General features: G+C 65.0%; 13 protein-coding genes. 3 read left to right on the top strand and 10 right to left on the bottom strand.

Translation table 11 applies throughout. The features are described 5' to 3' along the window. Positions 1-4: 4 nt before the first annotated feature. From NLM25_RS00150 to murJ, 4 genes are all read right to left on the bottom strand, one after another. Positions 5-574, bottom strand: coding sequence for a NifU family protein (locus NLM25_RS00150; RefSeq protein WP_254135603.1), 570 nt, complete (start codon positions 572-574; stop codon positions 5-7). Positions 575-874: 300 nt separating this feature from the next. Continuing rightward, the gene (locus NLM25_RS00145) at positions 875-1369 is read right to left on the bottom strand and encodes a universal stress protein (RefSeq protein ID WP_254135602.1); all 495 of its coding nucleotides are present in this window, start codon (positions 1367-1369) and stop codon (positions 875-877) included. A 108-nt stretch (positions 1370-1477) separates the two neighbouring features. Further along, positions 1478-2530, bottom strand: a complete 1053-nt coding sequence (gene trpS, locus NLM25_RS00140; RefSeq protein ID WP_254135601.1) for a tryptophan--tRNA ligase — start codon at positions 2528-2530, stop codon at positions 1478-1480. Between the two features lie 91 nt (positions 2531-2621). After that, a complete protein-coding gene (gene murJ, locus NLM25_RS00135; RefSeq protein ID WP_254135600.1) occupies positions 2622-4154 on the bottom strand; it encodes a murein biosynthesis integral membrane protein MurJ in 1533 nt (510 codons plus the stop codon). Between the two features lie 124 nt (positions 4155-4278). On the opposite strand from murJ, the gene NLM25_RS00130 reads away from it, so the two are divergent. Further along, positions 4279-5280, top strand: coding sequence for an adenosine kinase (locus NLM25_RS00130; protein WP_254135599.1), 1002 nt, complete (start codon positions 4279-4281; stop codon positions 5278-5280). Between the two features lie 196 nt (positions 5281-5476). Here NLM25_RS00130 and NLM25_RS00125 read toward each other — a convergent pair whose 3' ends face one another. Further along, positions 5477-7171, bottom strand: a complete 1695-nt coding sequence (locus NLM25_RS00125; protein ID WP_254141085.1) for an AMP-binding protein — start codon at positions 7169-7171, stop codon at positions 5477-5479. Between the two features lie 120 nt (positions 7172-7291). Beyond that, positions 7292-8485 (bottom strand): serine hydrolase, encoded by a 1194-nt coding sequence (locus NLM25_RS00120; RefSeq protein ID WP_254135598.1) that lies wholly within the window; start codon positions 8483-8485, stop codon positions 7292-7294. Positions 8486-8830: 345 nt separating this feature from the next. Here NLM25_RS00120 and NLM25_RS00115 point away from each other — a divergent pair, with 345 nt between their 5' ends. Together NLM25_RS00115 and NLM25_RS00110 are read left to right on the top strand one after the other, a co-directional pair. Beyond that, a complete protein-coding gene (locus tag NLM25_RS00115; RefSeq protein ID WP_254114638.1) occupies positions 8831-9151 on the top strand; it encodes a hypothetical protein in 321 nt (106 codons plus the stop codon). A 112-nt stretch (positions 9152-9263) separates the two neighbouring features. Further along, positions 9264-10757 carry an NAD-dependent succinate-semialdehyde dehydrogenase gene (locus NLM25_RS00110; RefSeq protein WP_254135597.1) on the top strand — a complete coding sequence of 498 codons (1494 nt, stop codon included), beginning with the start codon at positions 9264-9266 and terminating at the stop codon, positions 10755-10757. A gap of 52 nt (positions 10758-10809) precedes the next feature. Here NLM25_RS00110 and NLM25_RS00105 read toward each other — a convergent pair whose 3' ends face one another. From NLM25_RS00105 to NLM25_RS00090, 4 genes are all read right to left on the bottom strand, one after another. Further along, a complete protein-coding gene (locus NLM25_RS00105) occupies positions 10810-11085 on the bottom strand; it encodes a hypothetical protein (protein ID WP_254114636.1) in 276 nt (91 codons plus the stop codon). Between the two features lie 120 nt (positions 11086-11205). Continuing rightward, on the bottom strand, positions 11206-13422 hold the full coding sequence (locus NLM25_RS00100) for a SulP family inorganic anion transporter (RefSeq protein ID WP_254135596.1): 2217 nt from the start codon (positions 13420-13422) through the stop codon (positions 11206-11208). 440 nt (positions 13423-13862) lie between these two features. Further along, positions 13863-14777, bottom strand: coding sequence for a phosphoribosylaminoimidazolesuccinocarboxamide synthase (locus tag NLM25_RS00095; RefSeq protein ID WP_254135595.1), 915 nt, complete (start codon positions 14775-14777; stop codon positions 13863-13865). Positions 14778-14841: 64 nt separating this feature from the next. Further along, positions 14842-15759, bottom strand: a complete 918-nt coding sequence (locus NLM25_RS00090) for a pirin family protein (protein WP_254135594.1) — start codon at positions 15757-15759, stop codon at positions 14842-14844. Positions 15760-15842 lie beyond the last annotated feature (83 nt).

Genomic DNA, 15842 nt, shown 5'->3' with positions numbered 1-15842 from the left:
CCTCTTACATCGGCCGGACTTCGACCACGTCAGGCACGAAATGCTTGAGCAAATTCTGGATGCCGTGCTGGAGCGTCGCGGTCGACGACGGGCAGCCGGAGCAGGCGCCCTTCATGTTGAGATAGACGACGCCGTCCTTGAAGCCGCGGAAGGTGATGTCGCCGCCGTCATTGGCGACCGCCGGCCGCACGCGGGTCTCGATCAGATCCTTGATCATGTCGACGGTCTCGGCATCCGACTCGTCGAAGAACTCGTCCTCGTCGTCGAGATCGACTTCGCTGGTGGCTACACCGTCGGCGAGCAGCGGCGCGCCGGACATGTAGTGCTCCATGATGGCGCCGAGGATCGCGGGCTTGAGCTGCTGCCATTCACCGTTCGCCTTGGTCACGGTGATGAAATCCGATCCATAGAACACGCCGGTGACGCCGGGCACGTCGAACAGTTTTTCGGCCAGCGGCGAGCGCGTGGCCGATTCACGGCTCGAAAATTCCATCGGGCTGCCGTCGACCACGACGCGGCCGGGAATGAACTTCAGCGTGGCGGGATTGGGGGTGGCTTCGGTTTGAATGAACATGGTTTTCTCCAGACGTCGCCGGTTCAAGGCCGGCGCGTGCCCTATCCACTAGCAGATGGCGACGGCGAACGCACGATCAAGGGGCGGGGTGGCTGTTTCGTTGTTATATCAGCGGGTTAGGGCGCCGCTTACCCTCCCCTGGAGGGGGAGGGTCGATCGCGCGCAGCGCGAGCGGGGTGGGGTGATCTCTCAACACGGGCAGTGTTCTATGAGGAGAGACCGTCACCCCACCCCGTCTCTCATCTTCGCTGCGCTCAGATGTGAGCCGACCCTCCCCCTCCAGGGGAGGGTAAAAAGGAGTCACGACAGCGAATCCACGCTTCCGTCGCTCAGCGCGCCGGAGATGATCGTCACCGGCACCGGGAACGTGCCCAGCGCCTGCGCGAGCAGCGAGACCAGCGGCCCCGGACCCTCCGCGCCGGGATTGGCGGCGAGCACCAGCATGGCGATGTCGGGGTCCTCGTCGATCACGGCGAGCAGCTGTTCCATCGCGTCACCTTCACGGATCACCCGTTCCGGCGTGATCGCGGCGATGCCGTTGGCGCGGCCGGCGGCGCGGTCGAGCGCGGCCTCCGCTGCCTCATGCGCTTCGGCGCGCATGATGTCGGCGACACCAAGCCATTCCTGGCTCTGTGCCTCGCTCTCGATGATGCGCAGCATGACCACGCCGCCGCCCGCGCGGATCGCCCAGCGGCTGGCGTAATAGACCGCGCGATCCCATTCGGCGGTGTCATCGACGATGACGAGGCATTTGGGCTTGTGCCCCGGCTCGAAGCAAAGTCGCTTGCTGGTCATGCATGTCCCGACGTGTGCACGGTCGGCATGCTGCCACACTCCCCGATCGTTTGGGAGAGGGGCCCCGGCCGACGCTGCGGCGTCGGCCGGGCTTCGCAACCGCAGTAATCAGCGCCGGCGGATGAAGCCGACGATGTCCTTCGAGAGGTTCATGGTCTCTTCGGCGATGGCGCGGGCCCGGTCGGCGCCGTCGTTCAGGACGGCGTCGATATGGCCGGGGTCGGCGACGAGGCGCTTCATCTCGCCCGCGATCGGCGCGAGTTTCGTCACGCACAGCTCGACCAGCGAATTCTTGAAGCTGGAGAACTGGCCGCCGCCGAATTCGCGTAGCACGTCGGCCTTGGTGCGGCCGGAGAGCGCGGCGAAGATGCCGACGAGATTGTCGGCCTCGGGACGCGCCTCCAGGCCCTTCTCCTCGCCCGGCAACGGCTCCGGATCGGTCTTCGCCTTGCGGACCTTCTGCGCGATGGTGTCGGCGTCGTCGGTCAGGTTGATGCGCGAATTGTCGGAGGCATCCGACTTCGACATCTTCTTGGTGCCGTCGCGCAGGCTCATCACGCGCGTCGCCGGTCCCGTGATCAGTGGTTCCGGCAGCGGGAAGAACAGGCCGTCATTGGCGCCCTGGGCACGAATGGAGTCGCCGAAATCATTGTTGAACTTCTGCGCGATGTCGCGCGAGAGCTCGAGATGCTGCTTCTGGTCCTCGCCGACCGGAACGTGGGTGGCGCGGTAGAGCAGGATGTCGGCGGCCATCAGCACGGGATAGTCGAACAGCCCGACCGACGCGTTCTCGCGGTCCTTGCCGGCCTTCTCCTTGAACTGGGTCATGCGGCCGAGCCAGCCCATGCGTGCGACGCAGTTGAAGATCCAGGCGAGCTCGGCATGGCCCGAAACCTGGCTCTGGTTGAACACGATGTGCTTCTTCGGATCGATGCCGCTCGCGATGAACGCCGCGGTCACCTCGCGGGTGTTGCGCGCCAGCTCGACCGGTCCGCCCCAGACGTCCACGCCTTGCGTGATCGCATGCATGTCGACGACGCAATAGATGCAGTTGTGGGTTTCCTGCATCTTCACGAAGTTGACGATCGCGCCGAGGTAATTGCCGAGGTGCAGATTGCCCGTCGGCTGGACGCCCGAAAAAACCCGTTCAACGAATGGCATGGCAGCTTTCCTGCAAGATACGGGGCGTCGTTTCCAACAGCGGCGCTGCCCCGTCAAGGGTAATTCGATAGGCTTGGCGGCCGAGGGCGGTCTAGGCCGGCCGTCTCAAGGCGTTAACCGCCTCACGCCAGGAGGCGGCGCCAAGAATTTGCAGGAGCAGGCCATAGACGGCGATTCCGGCCGCGATCTGCACGCCCAGCACGATGAAGCGGATCAGGCCATGTGCCTCGGCAGCCACGAGACCCCTCGTCAGCCAGAGCAGGGCGCCCATGGCGCTTGCGGCGAGCACGATCCGCGGCAGCCGGCTGCGGGCGGCCGCGTCGACCGAGAAGCCGAATTCGCTGGTGCCTCTTCGGAGCAGCGAGAGTGCACTGCTCCAGGCGCCGGCCGCGATGCTGGCGGCGATCCCGCTTGCGCCGAAGACGTGTCCGAGCACGACGGCGAGCGCGACCGCGACCACGAATCCCTTGGCGGTGGCCAGCAGCGGCGTCATCGTGTCGCTGCGGGCAAAGTAGGCCGGCGACAAGGCCTTGATCAGCACGTGGGCCGGCAGGCCCAGCGCCAGCCACATCAGCGCGTGGGCGGTCGCCGCACTGTCATCCGCACCGAAGGCGCCATGCTCGAACAACAGCCGCACGATCGGCTCGGCCAGCACGATCAGGCCGAGCGTCGCCGGCAGCGCCAGCCCGGTCGCGAGTTCCAGCGCACGCGACTCCGCATGCGCCACGGCGTCGCGGTCGCCGCTACCCACCGCGCGCGTCAGCTCCGGCACCAGCACCGTGCCCATGGCGACGCCGACGATGCCGAGCGGCAATTCGATCAGGCGGTTGGCGAAATAGAGCCAGGACACGGCGGAGGGCGTGGCGGAGGCGATGATCGCGCCGGCCACCATCAGCCATTGCGGGCCCGAGCTTGCGATCATGCCGGGAATGGCCTTGGCGAAGAAGCCGCGCATCTCCGGGTCGAAGCCGACGCGTAGCGGCCTCGCAAGCCGCGCGCTTCGCTGCGACAGCAGCATCAGCAATTGCAGCAGACCGGCGACACCGACGGTGGCGGCCAGCATCCACGCGTCGAAGCTGGCATCGGCATGCCAGACAAGGAGCACAGCGATTGCGGCGATCAGGGCGATATTGAACAGCAGCGGCGAGAACGCGGTGAGCGCAAAGCGCCCTTGCGCGTTCAGCAGCCCCATCAGCACGGTGACGGGGCCGGCAAAGGCGAGATAAGGCAGCATCAGCCGCGCGTTCTGGACGGCGAGGTCGAGCGTGCCGCTGCCGAGAAACCCGGGCGCGATCACCGTGATGATCAGCGGCATCATCAGCGCAATGACGATCGAGATGACAATCAGGGCCGCGCTGACCGTGCCGAGCACGCGCCCGGCGAACGCTGATGCGGCCGCCTCGCCGTCGCGTTCTCGAACGCGCAGCCAGGCCGGGATCAGCGCGGCATTCAGGGCCCCCTCGCTGAGCAGCCGGCGTACCACGTTGACCAGCTGAAAGGCTGCCAGGAACGCATCCGCCACGGCGCCGGTGCCGAGCAGCGCCGCGATCAGGGAATCGCGGGCAAAGCCCAGCAGCCGCGAGGCCAGTGTTCCCGTCGAGACAGTCAGGAAGGAGCGGATCATTGCCTGTAATAATACCGTTGCTTGCCCGCGAAGGGCCGGTCGTGATAGGCCGCGAGCCAGATTTCAGGCCGACAGGAAGCGGATTCTTGCGGCAATCGCAATCCGCCAAACAGGATCAAGGTGAATGGCTGACGTGAAATATGACGTTCTCGGGATCGGTAACGCGCTGTTCGACGTGCTGGTCAGGACCGATGAAGCCTTTTTGGGCAAGCACGGCATGACCAAGGGCAGCATGTCCCTGATCGACGAGGCGCGGGCCGCCGCCATCTACAAGGACATGGGCCCGGCGACGGAAGTCTCGGGCGGCTCGGCTGCCAACACCATCGTCGGCATCGGCAGCCTCGGCGCACGCGCGGCCTATGTCGGCAAGGTCAAGGACGACCAGATCGGCAAGCTCTATGTCCACGACATCCGCGCCGCCGGCGTCGCCTTCAACACGCCCGCCGCAAAGGACGGCCCCGCGACCGGTTGTTCCTACATTCTGGTCACGGGCGACGGCGAGCGCACCATGAACACCTATCTCGGCGCGGCGCAGGATCTGTCGCCGGCCGACATCGACCCGGCCGAGATCGCTGCTGCCGGCATCGTCTATCTCGAGGGCTATCTCTGGGACCCCAAGAACGCCAAGGATGCCTTCGTCAAGGCGGCCGAGATCGCCCATGGCGCGAAGCGCAAGGTGGCGCTGACGCTGTCGGATTCGTTCTGCGTCGACCGCTATCGCGACGAGTTTTTGGGGCTGATGCGCAACGGCACCGTCGACATCGTCTTCGCCAACGAATCCGAGCTGCATTCGCTCTACATGACCTCGGATTTCGACACCGCGCTGAAGCAGCTGCGCAACGACGTCAAGCTCGGCGTCGTCACCCGCAGCGAGAAGGGTTGCGTGGTGGTGACGCCGACCGACGCCGTCGCCGCGCCGGCCTCGCCGATCACGAAGCTGGTGGACACCACCGGCGCCGGCGATCTCTTCGCCGCCGGCTTCCTGTATGGCCTCGCGCGTAATCTCGCCCACAAGCAGTGCGGCGAGCTCGGCGCGCTCGCGGCCGCCGAGGTGATCCAGCACATCGGCGCACGTCCGCAAGTGTCGCTGAAGGAGCTGGCCCAGCAGCGCGGGCTGACGGTTTAAGGAAGTCGCTCTCTCTCGGCCGTCATTGCGAGCCTCATTCTCCGCTGTCGTCGCCCGGCCAGTGCGCAATTGCGCACTAGGACCGGGCGACCCAGTATTCCAGAGGCAGCTGTGGAATACGGAGGAGCCGCGGCGTACTGGATTCCCCGCCTTCGCGGGGAATGACGGTGTTGGTGTAGCGAGATCACTCAGCCCCTCACGCCGTCTTCGCAGCCTTCAACCCCAGACGTTGCTCCACCGCATCCCGCATCACGAATTTCTGGATCTTGCCGGTCACGGTCATCGGAAATTCGTCGACGAATTCGACATAGCGCGGGATCTTGTTGTGGGCGATCTGGCCCTGGCAGAAGGTGCGGACCTCCTCGGCCGTCAGTGTCTCGCCCGGCCTGACGCGGATCCAGGCGCAGAGCTCTTCACCGTAGCGCGTATCGGCCACACCAAAAATCTGCACGTCCTGAATTTTGGGGTGACGGTACAAGAACTCCTCGATCTCGCGCGGATAGAGGTTCTCGCCACCGCGGATCACCAGATCCTTGATGCGGCCGACGATGTTGCAATAGCCCTCGTCGTCGATGGTCGCGAGATCGCCGGTGTGCATCCAGCCGTTGGCATCCAGCACGTCCGACGTCTTCTCCTTCTCGTCCCAATAGCCCAGCATGACGCTGTAGCCGCGCGTGCAGAGCTCGCCGCGTTCCCCACGCTTGACGATCCTGCCTTCGAGATCGACGACCTTGACCTCGACATGCGGATGAATCCGTCCCACCGTGGAGACGCGTCGTTCGAGCGGATCATCTGTCGCGCTCTGGAAGCTGACCGGGCTGGTTTCGGTCATGCCGTAGGCGATGGTGACCTCGCGCATGTTCATTTCGGTGTTGACGCGCTTCATCACCTCTATCGGGCAGGGCGCGCCCGCCATGATGCCGGTGCGCAGTGATTTCAGGTCGAACGTCTTGAATTCGGGATGATCGAGTTCCGCGATGAACATCGTCGGCACGCCGTACAGCGCAGTGCACTTCTCCTGTTCGATCGCCCGTAGCGTCGCGAGCGGATCAAAACCCTCGCCGGGATAGACCATCGTCGTGCCAAGCGTGACGGAGGCGAGGTTGCCCATCACCATGCCGAAGCAGTGATAGAGCGGCACCGGAATGCAGATGCGATCCTGATCGGTCAGGCGCATCGCGCGGCCGGTGAAATAGCCGTTGTTGAGGATGTTGTGATGCGTCAGCGTCACGCCCTTCGGCGATCCCGTGGTGCCGCTGGTGAACTGGATGTTGACGGGATCGTCGAACTGCAGGGCGGCGCCGAGCGCTGCAAGCTGCTCCCGATGCTCGGCACCGCCCATGCGTGCGACTTCCTCGAAAGCGACAGTGCCTGATGCTGCCGGGCCGCCGATTTGAATCACCATCCGCAGGTCCGGCAATCGCGTCGCCTGCAACTGTCCGGGCTTTGCGCTTGCCAGCTCCGGCAGCAGCGTGTTGAGCATCTCCATGTAGTTGCTGGTCTTGAACGCGGTCGCGGTGACGATCGCCGCGCAGCCGACTTTCTTCAGCGCGAATTCCAGCTCGCTGAGCCGGTAGGCGGGATTGATCGTCACCAGGATCAGGCCCGCCTTGGCGGCGGCAAACTGGGTCAGTGTCCATTCCGGCCGGTTCAGCGACCAGATGCCGATCCGCTCCCCGCGTTCGAGTCCCAGCGCGAGAAAGCCCGCGGCGAGCGCATCGACGCGCGCGGCGAATTCGGTCCAGGTCCATCTGACGCCGTGGCTGGGCGAGACCAGCGCCTCGCGGTTACCCCAGCGCCGCACGGCGTGGTCGAGGCTGCGACCGATGGTGTCGCCGAGCAGCGGCGTGTCCGAGATGCCGCAAACGTAGCTGTCGGCCTTGCCTGCCAGATCGTCCGCCAAGTTCGTCTCCTCAAAGCTGATGCCTCGTGCCTGAAGCCGATGGCTTTGGGCACGAGGTTATCGATTGTGGCGCAGGCGCGCGACGCCGCGCGCCTCATACTTAAGTGGCTAAGCCGCCTTCTTCCCGCTCCCTGCATCGAGCCCGGCATACACACCGCGCTCGAAGCCGGCGAACGTCTCCAGGCATTTCGCGTCGGCGAACGGCAGCAGCTGCATCAGGATCACGCCGGTGACGTCGCGCGCAGGGTCGATCCAGTAATAGGTGTTGGCGAGACCGGCCCAGGCGAGGCTGTTCGGGCTGCGCCCTTCAGCGGTCTTGGCGGTGTTGATCATGAAGCTGAGGCCCCACTTCTTGACCTGCTCCGGATAGAGATCGACGTCGTTGGTGTACATCGGCGCGGCCGTGGTCAGCTTGCCCATGGTGAGGTCGCCCATCTGGTTTTGCCCCATCATGGCGATCGTTTCGGCCTTCAGCACCTGATTGCCGTTGCCGCGGCCCTTGTTCAGAATCATCTGGGTGAACCTGATGTAGTCGGCCGCGGTCGAATAGAGGCCGCCGCCACCCATGTGGAATTCCGGCTCCTGCTCGAGCTCGAACGGGATCGCGGCAAGCTGGCCGTCCTCGCCGCGCGCGTGCATGCCGACCAGGCGCTTGCGCATGTTGTCGGTGATCTTGAAAGCGGTGTCGCTCATGCCGAGCGGGGTGAACAGGTTATCGCGCAAATAAGCATCGAGCCGCTTGCCGCTGACGGCTTCCACCGCCTTGCCGACGAAATCGATATTGGTGCCGTATTCCCAGCGCGTGCCGGGATCAGTCATGACAGGCGTCTTCAGCGCCGCATTCTGGCAGGTGGTGATGGCGGGGATGCCGGTCTTCTCCAGGTAGATCCCGAGATCGCCGTTCCACATGTTGTAGGCAAAGCCCGCGGTGTGGGTCAGGAGCTGGCGCAGCGTGATCGGCCCCTTCGCCGGCCGCAGCTTCGCCTCGCCCTTGGCATCGAAGCCTTCGAGCACCTGCGGCTTGGCGAGATCGGGCAGCACCGAACCGATCGGCGCATCCAGCGACAGCTTGCCCTGCTCGACCAATTGCATCGCGCCCGCTGATGTCACAGCTTTCGTCATCGAGGCGATCCAGAACACGCTGTCGGCCGTCATCGGGTCTGGCTTCGACAGGTCGCGCTGGCCGAACGCGCCTTGGTAGATCACGTCGTTACCGCTGGCGGCGATCGCGACGACGCCGGGAATCTCTTTGGCGTCGCTCTTCTGGCGCAGAATCTCGTCGATCTGGGCTTTGCGTTGCATACGCGTTTCCTCCGGTTTGATTATTGTTGGAAGCGATTGATTGTCCTCCCGCACGCTCCGCGCGGCAAGCGCGTCCAGATGCCCGCACCGGTCGCGATGTCGTGACTTGACGGTCCGCGCCCCGCGAAGGACGAGAGGCGGCTGAACTGCAACACTCCGTCACAATCTGCGGTGGATGGCCGCAACTCGCCGTGACCGTGGATGGGCTCTGGCGATATGTTTCGCGTGTTTGAAAGCACTTGAAACATTTTGTGCGTTGCGGCGTTTCAGCACGCGGCCCGATGGCCGACGTTAAGACTTGATGCAAATTTTGGCGGACGACGATCCGCCGCGAGGGGGCCTCAGATGATTTCGACCTGGAGTGAATGGAAGCGCTATCCCCGTCCCGGACGGGGCGACAATCTCGAGGCGCCGATTTCGCCCGGTATCTACGAGGTCCGCATCGCCGGCACCGGCGCGCTCTATTCGTTCGGCGCGGTCGACAATCTGGCGCAGGCGCTGGCGCTGCTGCCGGTCGGCTCGAAGAACTGGTTCGGCCGCCGCAACCCGTCCGACGTTCCCGATCTCGAATACCGGACCTGCGCGACGTCCTCGAAGGCCGACGCCAAGGCGGCCGCAGAACGGATGATCGGCCGGCGCGAGACCTACATGAGCGGCGCGGCGTAACCACGCCGTTCCCTGTTTAGCTGCCAGCAGATGTGCGTTGCGGGGCGGTGCATTGCGCCGTGTCTGCCCCTATATTCCGGGCCGATCCGATCGCGCCCTGAGGAGTGACGCCATGACCCCGACTGCCGCCGCACGCGCCCCGCAAGCCACGTCCAATCTGCGCGACCGGCTGAAGGACCCCTCGCTGCTCAGAGAGGCCTGCTACATCGACGGCGCCTGGGTCGGCTCGCCGGTCTTCGCCGTGAACAATCCCGCGACCGGCGTCGAGCTTGCGAAGGTTCCGCAGCTTGGTGCCGACGATACGACCAGGGCGGTCGAAGCTGCCGAGCGCGCCTTTCCGGCCTGGGCCAAGCACACCGCCAAGCAGCGCTCCAACATCCTGCGCAAATGGTTCGAGCTGATCATCGCCAACCGCGAGGACCTCGCGCTGATCCTCACCTCCGAGCAGGGCAAGCCGCTGTCCGAGGCGCTCGGCGAGGTCGACATCGGCGCCGCCTATATCGAGTTCTTTGCCGAAGAAGCCCGCCGCGTCTATGGCGAGACCATCCCGACGCAGCGGCCCGATGCGCGCCTGCTCGCGATCAAGCAGCCGATCGGCGTCTGCGGCGCCATCACGCCGTGGAATTTCCCGAACTCGATGATCACGCGCAAGGTCTCACCGGCACTTGCCGCCGGCTGCACCGTGGTGCTCAAGCCCGCGAACGAAACGCCGCTGTCGGCGCTGGCGCTGGCCGTGCTCGCCGAGAAGGCGGGTATCCCCAAGGGCGTGCTCAACATCATCACCGGTGACGCGCCGCCGATCGGCAAGGTGCTGTGCGAGCATCCGGCGGTCCGCTTCGTCGGCTTCACCGGCTCGACTGCGGTCGGCAAGATCCTCTACCAGCAGGCCTCCGTCGGCGTGAAGCGGCTGGGCCTCGAGCTCGGCGGCAATGCGCCGTTCGTGGTGTTCGACGATGCCGACATCGATGCCGCGGTCGAAGGCGCGATCGTCTCGAAATACCGCAACATGGGCCAGACCTGCGTCTGCGCCAACCGCCTCTACGCCCAGGACAAGATCTACGACGAGTTCGTGCAGAAGTTGTCGAAGAAGGTCGCGGCGATGAAGATCGGCGACGGCACCGAGAGCGGCGTCACGCAGGGCCCGCTGATCAACCTGAAGGCGGTCGACAAGGTCGAGCGGCACATCGCCGATGCCGTCAAGCGCGGCGCCAAGATCGTCACCGGCGGCAAGCGCAGCGAGCTCGGCCGCTCCTTCTTCGAACCGACCGTGCTTGCCGACGTCAAGCCGGATTCGCTGGTGTCGCAGGAGGAAACCTTCGGCCCGCTCGCCCCGGTGATCCGCTTCAAGGATGAGGCCGACGTGGTCGCGATGTGCAACGCTTCGCCGTTCGGTCTTGCCTCCTACTTCTACTCCCGCGATCTCGGCCGCGTCTGGCGCGTCGCCGAGGCGCTGGAATCCGGCATGGTCGGCGTCAACACCGGCCTGATCACCACGGAAGTCGCACCCTTCGGCGGCGTCAAGGAAAGCGGCCTTGGCCGTGAAGGCTCCCGTCACGGCATGGAAGAATATGTCGAGATCAAATACGTGATGATGGCGGGGGTCTGACCGGCGATCGACGTTGCGCGCCGGCGATTTGAATTCGCCGGCGCGAATGGCATCAGCGGCACACGTAGGCGCCGTTCACATAAACGCGGACGCATGCTGCGCCGGCCGCTGCCGCACCTACGGCCGCTCCCCCTACGACCGCGCGTCGCGTGGTTCGACGTGCGACGCCGGCGACGCTCACGGGGGTTGCCGGCCGGCCGACCCTGGCTTCAGCGCTTGGAACGCCGAACGCGATGCCGGCGTCGTTTGACCAGTTGGTCGAGCCGAAAATTCCACAGCCCAGAGCGGCTGCAACAAGTAGCATTCGCTTGGTGCCGACCAGCCTCATGGTGATCTCCCTCGTTGTTGTGTCAAAGCCGAGGTGATCAGCTTTCTTTTGTCGCTTGCTCCCGGTTTGATCTGGATCAATGGAGTCGAGATCGCAGCCCGGATGCAGCCAAGGGGGCGGTCACCGCCTCAACACCGCAATCGTCCTGTTTGCAAAGGTCAGCCGTTCGGCCATGACCGACACGAAATAGGTCAGCAGCTTGTGGCTGAGGGCGGGGTCCTCGTTCCTGATGGCGTCGAACTGGTGCGTGTTGAGCACGTAGAGCACGCTGTCGACCTCGGCCTGGATGGTGGCGCTGCGCGGGGTGTTCGATACCAGGCCCATCTCGCCGATCGTGGTGTAGCGGCCGAGGCTGCGTACGCGCGTGGTGCGGTCGTCGTCGGCGGGGACCATGATACCGACACGGCCGTCGAGGATGAAATGCATGGAATCGGCGGGGGCACCGGCGTGGACGATGATTTCGCCGGCCTCGACCTCGAGGCGCTGGCAGCGGTAAATCAGCGCGTCGGCGTCGGCCTCGCTCTCGAGTATCCCTGTGAACCAGTCGCGCAGGCTGGCTTCTTCCTGCACCCGCCCCTGATGCTGCGAGATGATCTCGTTCTCGCACCATTCGAGCGCATGATCGAGCTCGGGGATGATGGTGACGCCCTCGCCGACGAAGTCGCTGGAGCGCAGCACCTTCTCGGCCGCCGCCGACAGGTGCACCAGGATCAGCTCGACGCCGAGGTCATGCGCGCTGCGCTTGATCTGGGCGAAGCTGTAGGCGGCCGAGGAGTCGACGCCGGTCACGAGCTTGAAGTCGAACAGCAGGTAACGGCACTCCGGGCGCTCCTGGAGCAGCTGCTTGACGTGCTGGTAGAGCCGGTTGGCGGAGCCGAAGAACAGGTAGCTCTGGAGGTTGAGGCCCTGGATATTGCCGCCATGCGCGAGCAGCACGTCCTGGTCGTCGCGCGAGCGGTCGAGCGAGGAGCGATATTCCGAGCCGTCGAAACTGTACTTGATCGCCTCCACCCGCGCGGCGCTGAACGCAAACGTCGCGCAGCCGATGATCACGCCGATCAGGATACCCGGCACGAAGCCCCAGGTCACGATGATGACGATGATCGCGATCAGGGAAAGATATTCGAGCTTCGAAAGCCGCTTGCGCGACTCGATGATCCATTTGTGGAGCTGGTCGGCGCCGAGATAGAGCAGAAGGCCGCCGATGACGAATTTCGGGATGAAGCCGAGCAGCTCGGGCGCGACCGCAAGCATCAGCAGCGACAGTGCCGCGACCGTAAGGCCGGACAGGCGCCCGCGGCCGCCGCTGGAGAAATTGAGGATCGAGCGGCTGATCGAGCTGCAGCCGGCATAGCCGCCCAGCATCCCGGTCAGGATATTGGCGACGCCGGTGACGTTCAGCTCGCGCTCCAGATTGGCCTCGCGATGCACGGCGACCTCGATGCCGGTGGTGTTGAACAGCGTGCAGGAGGCCGTGACGAAAATGACGGCAACCACGTTGCCGAGCAGGTCCGGCACGGCAAACCAGGGATAGGCGGTGAGATCATCGGTGTGCCAGGGCAGCATGAAGACCGCCTGCGGCGGCGGCTGAAACGTCCAGCCCAGGGCGCGTGCATGATCGAATGAAACGCCGGTGATCCAGAATGCCAGATGCGCCGTGAGCACGCCGCCGACCAGGATGATCGGCAGTCCGAACGGGCTGCGTGAGCGATGCCAGGTCAGGTAGAGCACCAGCGCCATCGCGCAGGCGGCGCCCAGCTCCAGCAAAATGGTGCCGTCAGTGAAGTGCGGCAGCGTCGTGAACTGCAGCGGGTAGTTGGTGATCACCCGGACCGCGCCCAGGGCGATGAGGAGTCCGGTGGCGCCGAGGAAGCCGCCGACGACGGGATAAGGCACGTAGCGGATGGCGCGGCCCAGCCGCGTCAGGCCCAATCCGCACAGCACCAATCCCGTCAGCACTGTCGACAGGCCGAGCGTGATGAGGACCGGCGAAAGCAGCGGCGCCGACAGGTTCGCGGTCTCGATGCGCTCGACCACCGAGGCCGCCAGGATTCCCGTCACCGCCGCGGTCGAGCTGTCGGGGGCACCAACCGCGAAGGGCAGGGAGCTGCCGAGCCCGATGACGACCGCAAGCACGGCGGAGCTGACGAAGGTCGCCGTGATGCCGTAGGACAGGTAGGGCGACAGCGGACCCGCGAAAATCAGCAGCGAATAGGACAGTCCGAATGTGACGGTCAGGACGCTGGCGGCGCTTCCGCCCAGTATATCATTCAGCGCACGCTTGAGGGCCGGATTGAATCGAGGAGCCGGGCTGAAAGTAATTGCGGGATCGGTCACGCTGTTGCGCTCGCTCCTGAAAAAATGTCGTCCGAGACGTAGACGAGTACGGGCTTAGCGCAACAGGATTCTTGTAACTATGAGATATCCGACAGTTTCGCGATGAAGACCGCCGTTCACGACGTGTGAATGCTCAACCATATGGTGGAGGGAAAACCCGAAGTCTTGGCCACATGCTCCGCTGTCGTCCCTGCGAACGCAGGGACCCATAACCCCAGGAGTGGTTTGGCGAAGACTGGCCGTTCGGTACCTCTGCCATCCGCAATTGATAGAGTCCGCGGTATGGGTCCCTGCGTTCGCAGGGACGACGGGGAGCACCGGTCTCTCCCCGTCATTGCGAGCGCAGCGAAGCAATCCAGAAATGTACCCGAGGAGACAGTCTGGATTGCTTCGTCGCAAGAGCTCCTCGCAATGACGGAGCGGGACGAACGAGCGGAGGCTTAAATCTTCAGCTCTTTCCCCGTCACCCGCCGATATGCTTCCAGATACCGCTTGCTGGTCGCATCAACGACGCTGGCGGGCAGCGGTGGCGGCGGGGCGTCGCCGTTCCAGCGGCCGGCGCGGCGCTCGACGTCGAGATAGTCGCGCAAGGGCTGCTTGTCGAAGCTCGCCTGCGGCTGGCCGGGCTTGTAGGCATCGACGGCCCAGAAGCGCGAGCTATCCGGCGTCATGACTTCGTCGATCAGGATGATGCGGCCGTCCTTGTCGCGGCCGAATTCGAACTTGGTGTCGGCGATGATGATGCCCTGCTCGCGGGCGAGCTCCTCGCCGAGCGTGTAGACCGCGCGCGTCATGCTCTCGAGCGTGTAGGCGACCTCGTCGCCGACGACCTCGCGCATCTTCGCGATGGTGATGTTCTCGTCATGGCCGGTCTCGGCCTTGGTCGCCGGGCTGAAGATCGAGGGCTCCAGCTTCTCGCTCTCGACGAGGCCGGCCTTCAGCTTCTCGCCGGCGAGCGTGCCGCTGGCGGCATATTCCTTCCAGGCCGATCCCGAGAGATAACCCCGGATCACGCACTCGATCGGGAATACGGTGGTACGGCGCGACAGCATGGCGCGGCCGAGGATCTCGGCGCGGTGCGGCTTCAGGGCCGGCACGGCGGCAATGATCTCGTCGGTGTCGGCGCTGATCATGTGATGCGGCACCACGCCCTCGAGCTTGTTGAACCAGAACGCGCTGATTTGCGTCAGCACTGCGCCCTTCATCGGGATGGTCTCGCCCATCACGACGTCGAAGGCGCTGATGCGGTCGGTGGTGACGAGCAGCAGGCGATCGTCGTCGACGGCGTAGATATCGCGCACCTTGCCGCGGCCGATCTTGGGCAGGGGCAGGTCGCTGGAGAGCATGGTGGTCATGGGGCAGGGCCTTCGGGAAGACAATCCGGCCGCACTGGATAGCGCGGCCGGACACCGGATTAGCCTATTCCGGCAGCGGAATGAACTCATGTTCCTGCGGAACCGCGGCGAAGCGGCCGGTTTTCCAGTCCTGCTTGGCCTGCTCGATCCGCTCCTTGCTGGAGGAGACGAAATTCCACCAGATGTGGCGCGGGCCCTCCAGCGCATCGCCGCCGAGAAACATCATCCGCGTGGGCTTCACGGCCTTCACGGTGATGCGGTCGCCGGGACGGAAGATCAGCAGCCGCGGCCCCTCATAGCGCTCGTTCGCGATCTCGACCTCGCCGTCGACGACATAGATCGCGCGCTCCTCATGATCGGGGTCGAGCGGTATGCTCGCGCCCGCGATCGCCGTGACCTCGGTGTAGAACCAGGGCGACACCATCGAAACAGGCGAGCTGATACCGAAGGCGGAGCCCGCGATCACCCGCGCGGTGAAATCGCGCTCGGAGATCATCGGCAAATCGCCGGCGCCGTAGTGCTGGAACGACGGCGCGATCTCTTCGGATCCGGCCGGCAGCGCGATCCAGCTTTGCAGGCCGAGCATCTGCTGGCCCGAGGCGCGCTGCGCGTCCGGCGTGCGTTCGGAATGCGCGATGCCGCGCCCGGCCGTCATCAAATTCATCGCGCCGGGCGCGATCTCCTGGACATTGCCCTCGCTGTCGCGATGCATGATGGCGCCGTCGAACAGATAGGTGACGGTGGCAAGCCCGATATGCGGATGCGGCCGCACGTCCATGCCCTTGCCGGAAACGAACTGCACCGGGCCGAAATGATCGAAGAAGATGAAGGGCCCGACCATCTGCCGCTTGCCATGCGGCAGCGCGCGCCGCACCGCAAATCCGTCGCCGAGGTCGCGCGTGCGCGGCACGATGACGAGATCGAGCGCATCGCAGGACATGGGATCGCCGAGCACGGGATCGTTCGAGGGTTGCCAGCTCATGGTGGGTTCCTTCTGTATTTTAGCGAGTCCGATCGTAGCAGGATTTGGCGCCGTCGTCGCGACAAAGCCCGGCCACATACTCC

The sequence above is a fragment of the Bradyrhizobium sp. CCGB01 genome (assembly GCF_024199795.1).
In the GTDB taxonomy this organism is placed as follows: domain Bacteria; phylum Pseudomonadota; class Alphaproteobacteria; order Rhizobiales; family Xanthobacteraceae; genus Bradyrhizobium.
The sequence above is the reverse complement of the archived record's forward strand: the minus strand, read 5'-3'. Positions and strand labels throughout refer to the sequence as shown.

Coding starts and splice junctions, on each gene's coding strand:
- NLM25_RS00090 (WP_254135594.1), bottom strand. CDS start 15,759: ATGAGCTGGCAACCCTCGAACGATCCCGTGCTCGGCGATCCCATGTCC.
- NLM25_RS00115 (WP_254114638.1), top strand. CDS start 8,831: ATGATTTCGACCTGGAGTGAATGGAAGCGCTATCCCCGTCCCGGACGG.
- NLM25_RS00145 (WP_254135602.1), bottom strand. CDS start 1,369: ATGACCAGCAAGCGACTTTGCTTCGAGCCGGGGCACAAGCCCAAATGC.
- NLM25_RS00130 (WP_254135599.1), top strand. CDS start 4,279: ATGGCTGACGTGAAATATGACGTTCTCGGGATCGGTAACGCGCTGTTC.
- NLM25_RS00120 (WP_254135598.1), bottom strand. CDS start 8,485: ATGCAACGCAAAGCCCAGATCGACGAGATTCTGCGCCAGAAGAGCGAC.
- murJ (WP_254135600.1), bottom strand. CDS start 4,154: ATGATCCGCTCCTTCCTGACTGTCTCGACGGGAACACTGGCCTCGCGG.
- NLM25_RS00095 (WP_254135595.1), bottom strand. CDS start 14,777: ATGACCACCATGCTCTCCAGCGACCTGCCCCTGCCCAAGATCGGCCGC.
- trpS (WP_254135601.1), bottom strand. CDS start 2,530: ATGCCATTCGTTGAACGGGTTTTTTCGGGCGTCCAGCCGACGGGCAAT.
- NLM25_RS00105 (WP_254114636.1), bottom strand. CDS start 11,085: ATGAGGCTGGTCGGCACCAAGCGAATGCTACTTGTTGCAGCCGCTCTG.
- NLM25_RS00110 (WP_254135597.1), top strand. CDS start 9,264: ATGACCCCGACTGCCGCCGCACGCGCCCCGCAAGCCACGTCCAATCTG.
- NLM25_RS00150 (WP_254135603.1), bottom strand. CDS start 574: ATGTTCATTCAAACCGAAGCCACCCCCAATCCCGCCACGCTGAAGTTC.